Annotated in this window: 5 protein-coding genes; 3 read left to right on the plus strand and 2 right to left on the minus strand. The window is 49.1% G+C overall.

Annotation, left to right across the window (positions count from 1 at the left end; all coding sequences use genetic code 11):
* The 3 genes from ACJAZW_RS15155 to ACJAZW_RS15165 form a co-directional block, all read left to right on the plus strand.
* The coding region (locus tag ACJAZW_RS15155) for a flagellar basal body rod C-terminal domain-containing protein (RefSeq protein WP_415159603.1) at positions 1–201 on the plus strand (201 nt) is incomplete at its 5' end.
* Between the two features lie 64 nt (positions 202–265).
* On the plus strand, positions 266–2,113 hold the full coding sequence (flgK, locus tag ACJAZW_RS15160) for a flagellar hook-associated protein FlgK (protein WP_415159605.1): 1,848 nt from the start codon (positions 266–268) through the stop codon (positions 2,111–2,113).
* A 17-nt stretch (positions 2,114–2,130) separates the two neighbouring features.
* Entirely contained in the window at positions 2,131–3,630 is a 1,500-nt protein-coding gene (locus tag ACJAZW_RS15165; protein WP_415159607.1) for a hypothetical protein, read from the plus strand.
* A gap of 61 nt (positions 3,631–3,691) precedes the next feature.
* On the opposite strand, the gene flaF is transcribed toward ACJAZW_RS15165, so the two are convergent.
* Both flaF and ACJAZW_RS15175 read right to left on the minus strand, forming a co-directional pair.
* Positions 3,692–4,075 (minus strand): flagellar biosynthesis regulator FlaF, encoded by a 384-nt coding sequence (gene flaF, locus ACJAZW_RS15170; RefSeq protein WP_415159609.1) that lies wholly within the window; start codon positions 4,073–4,075, stop codon positions 3,692–3,694.
* Positions 4,014–4,345 (minus strand): flagellar biosynthesis repressor FlbT (locus tag ACJAZW_RS15175; RefSeq protein ID WP_415159611.1); only part of this gene is annotated, 332 nt, incomplete at its 5' end. The genes flaF and ACJAZW_RS15175, both read right to left, overlap by 62 nt.

Consider the following 4,345-nt stretch of genomic DNA (forward strand, 5'->3'; position numbering starts at 1 on the left):
TATTCGGCAACGTCAGAATCCGGCGATGCGATTTTGGACGTTGATGGAAGTGTGACTGGCGCCGCGCTTGAAGCGTCCAACACGGACATTTCGGAGGAATTCACGAAACTGATTGTGACGCAGCAGGCTTATGCAGCGGGCACGAGAATTGTGTCGAGCGCCGATGAAATGCTGCAAGAAGCGCTGAATATGGTGAGATAGTTTTGGGCGCTTTTAGCGCCTAGAACTCGTCTTTTGTGGCTAATAGGTTTGTAACGGGATTACCATGGGATTAAGTGTAACACTTAGCAACGCACTCGCTGGAATGGACATGAACCAACGCGGTTTGACCGTGGTGTCCCGCAACGTTGCAAATGCGGGCACTCCCGGTTATCACCGCCAAAGCTTGTCGCTTGTTGAAGACAATGGAGTGAATAGCGTAAACGTGCGCGTCGCGAAAGTGCAGCGCGCATATGTTCAAGCTCTTGAAACCCAAACGCACCGTGAAACCGCAAAGATGGGCGAAATGGCCGTCAAGGCGGGGTTTATGGATCAAATTGATCAGCTGCTTGGGAAGCCGGGCAGCATCAATTCGCTTGATACGCAATTGTCCAACCTCAAGGCGTCTTTGCAGTCGCTGACCACAAGTCCAGAAGACTTCGTTGCACGCTCTCAGGTTGTTGACCGGGCGCAGTCGATGGCGGAAACGCTTAATTTTTTATCGCGTTCAACCCAAACAATGCGGGTGGAAGCTGAAAGCCAGATCTCTGTGAGTGTGGCGGAAGTCAATCAATATTTGAGTTCTCTTGCCGACATTAACCAAGATCTTACGGACACCAGCAGGGGTGATGATACGCGGATCAGTGTGCTTGATGAACGGGATCGATTGATCTTAAAAGTTTCTGAGTTGGTTGATGTCAAGGTTGATTACCGTGGCGACGGTTCAGTGGCACTGCATACCCGGTCTGGGGTTGGCCTGTTGGATGGTAAAGCATCGCAATTTCAATTTCAGACGGCCGGGAATTTAGCCGCAACCGCCCTTTATGATGCTGACCCATCACAATCTGGGGTTGGCCTGTTGACCGTTGCTACCCCGTCTGGGTTGGCGATAGACGTGGTTGCGCACGGCGTTTTAAACACAGGCCGGATCTCGTCATTGCTTGATCAACGCGATAATGTTCTTGTGACATTACAGGACCAGCTTGATGAAATTGCTTCAGGCTTGGCGCAAGCGATGTCAACCATTGAAACGGCTGGCACAGCGGTGTCTTCGGGTGGTTCGGATGGGTTTGATGCCGATCTTGCCAACATGCAGGTGGGCAATAGTTTTATCGTCAAATATGTTGAGGGCGGCACGGCGAAAACAGTAAATGTTGTTCGTGTTGATGATGCATCCAAGTTGCCAATGGATTCGGTTTCGGCAAACGGTATTCGTACAATTGGCTTAGATTTTAGTGGTGGTATTGGTCCTGTCGCGACTGCGCTAAATGCTGCGTTAGGCGCAGCCATTACTGTTAGTAACCCAGCTGGCACGACGCTGCGTATTCTTGATGATGGTGCACCAAATACCACCGACATTAGCAGTATCAATGTTCAACATACTGTGACAGCAGACCAAGGGGCGGGCGTTGCCATTTCATTGTTCACCGACAATGGCGGTGGCAGTTATACCAACTCGCTCGATGGTGTGCAGCAAAAACTAGGTTTTGCCGGGCGAATTGCAGTTAATCAGTCGATTGTTGCTGATAATTCCCTGCTGGTTAAACAAACAGCGACGACGTCTATTGGTGATGCCACTCGGCCCAATTACTTGATTGATCAGCTGGCCAATATGCAGTTCATGGGGTCCACCTCATCTGATCTGGATACAGGTTTATTCAAAGTGTCGGGGAATGTTGAAAATCTGGTCAAACAGTCCCTAAATTTCCAAGGCAATATCATTGCGTCAACCAAACAGGCATATGCCAGCCAAGGCGTGGTGATGGAGACTTTGGCAATGCGTGCCGAGGAAGCCTATGGCGTTGATATTGATGAGGAAATGGCAATGCTGTTGCAGCTGCAAAATGCATATTCTGCCAATGCCAGGGTGGTATCGATTGCCAAAGAACTTGTTGAAATACTGATGCAGATTTAAGGGAAGGGATAAATAAGATGATCGTCAATAACTCCATGTTTCCCGCACAATTTAACTATCGCTCGATTGCCAATATGCGCAGTGATTTGGATCGCTTGCAGCAACAATTAAGTACTGGCGAGAAGGCGCAATCTTTGTCTGAGCTTGGTGGTGACCGCGTTGTCGATATGACATTGCGGTCGCGGCTGAGTGCGCTGGATAGCTATAAGCAAAATGTGAACATGGTGAACATCCGGATCAACTTCATGTCGACAACTATGTCGCGTGTTGATGAAATCGAAGGCGCGGCTCGCGCTTCTGCGCAACAAGGTACATATGAAATCAATGGTGTGAATATGACCGCTGCGCAATATTTGGCCGAAACGCGCATGACTGAACTTATTGACTTAATGAACAGCGAATTGAACGGTCGTCGCTTGTTTGGTGGCAATGAAACAGAGAACAATCCGGTTGAACAATTTGATGCCGTCATGAACGGTAAAGATGGCAATGCGGGTTTTCGCACTGTCATGGGCGAGCGAAAGCTGGCGGACGCAGGGGCGGCCAATATGGGACGCTTGACGACGGGCATTGTTGGGACAACCGTAACTTTGGCCGAAGATGGCACACATCCGTTTGGCTTCAAAATTGATGCATTAAGCACTGACGGCGTGGCAGCAAATTTGGCCGGGCCTGCTGGCGCGCCGCCGTCTGCCACCATCGATTTTGTGGCGCAACCCAATGATAATGAACGGATAATTCTTGCGCTTGATATGCCGGATGGCCGCACCATTCAGGCGGAAATGAAGGCTGTTGCGGGACCTCCAACTTCAACTCGCGAGTTCCAAATTGGTGGAACACTTGCTGCAACCGCTGCCAATTTTAAGGCCGCGCTGGACGCTAAAATTGGCGAGCTAACCAAAACTGATCTGGTGGCTGCGTCGGCGTTTGCTGCAGCGGATAATTTTTTTGCTGCCAATGGTGAAACAGCTCAGCGTGTAAATGGTCCCCCCTATGACACGGCAACGAGCCTTGTTGCTGCGACCAGTGCGGATACAGTGATTTGGTATGCGGGGCAAAGCACAACCAATCCGCGGCAATCCGTTGATGCGCGCGTGGACGAAAACACGCGGGTCTCGTATGGTGCACAAGCGAATGAAGATGGGCCAACCCGTTTGATGCGGTCTTTGGCGGTGTTTGCGGCGGAAGGATTTTCGCCTTCAGACCCGGAAGCCAAGTTAAAATATCAATCGCTTAACAATGCGGTGCGTGACAGGCTTTCAGAAGTTCACAATTCAGAAAAAGGCTCAATTGAAGTTATTCAAATGGAGTTGGGCCTTGCAAAAACCACAAATGGTCGGATTGAAGAGCGGCACGTTCAACAAAAATCCATGTTGGACAATATGCTTGTGGAAATTGAAGCGGCACCGATTGAAGAAGTGGCAATGAAAATCCTGTCGCTGCAAACGCGAATGCAGGCCAGCTATCAAACCGCGTCAATCGTCAGCCGACTATCGCTCGTCAATTACGTTCAATAACAGCGATAAAGATGATGAGTGAACAGCGTTGAAGTCGAACATCGGCCAAGATTTATCTTGATTATTCTGTAGCGCATTGCATTTGTACGCGCAAACCTGTTGCCAATTCTTTGTTGATATTGATCAACACCGCCAGGGCTTCTGGAGCAGGGTTGGCGAGTGCCTCAATAGTTTGATTCATCACAAATATTCCCAGATTTGCGACATTTTGTTTGATCGCAACGGGTAAGGGGTTGTCGTCCTTTGTCACGGAAGTCAAAAACACTGTCCAAAGTTTGCGGTTGTAGGTGAGGGCACCTTCAAGCTCGCTTTTTTTGTTGTCCCAGTCTTCTTTTATTCGTTGTAACTGAGCAGCCGATTTTGATAGCAAGCTTGCCTCTAATTCACGAGGACTCGCTGTCTGTTTGGCTGTCTGTTGATACGCCGCTGCCGCCTGTTGTTGCATGCCCTAACAATTCCCGTTCGTACTCAATGAGTTTCTTGGCTTTTTTCAGAGCTTTATACAGTGAACCCGTTAATATCTCATTATTCACATCGTCCACTAAACCCACCGTTGAGGGCGCTGCCCGAACAAAATCATTCACCAAGGTGAAATATTCATCTTTCACTTGGCTCACATCGTCATCCAAATACATAAGTTGGATGGCAAAATATATGCGTTTTGCGGGGCTATCTGCCGTCTCGAAAGTTAGGATGTCTTTTTCGCGCAGAATAG

It is taken from the genome of Maritalea sp. (assembly GCF_047634455.1).
In the GTDB taxonomy this organism is placed as follows: domain Bacteria; phylum Pseudomonadota; class Alphaproteobacteria; order Rhizobiales; family Devosiaceae; genus Maritalea.

Excerpts from the sequence above, each read along its gene's own strand:
- flgK (WP_415159605.1), top strand. The coding sequence starts at position 266 with ATGGGATTAAGTGTAACACTTAGCAACGCACTCGCTGGAATGGACATG.
- ACJAZW_RS15165 (WP_415159607.1), top strand. The coding sequence starts at position 2,131 with ATGATCGTCAATAACTCCATGTTTCCCGCACAATTTAACTATCGCTCG.
- flaF (WP_415159609.1), bottom strand. The coding sequence starts at position 4,075 with ATGCAACAACAGGCGGCAGCGGCGTATCAACAGACAGCCAAACAGACA.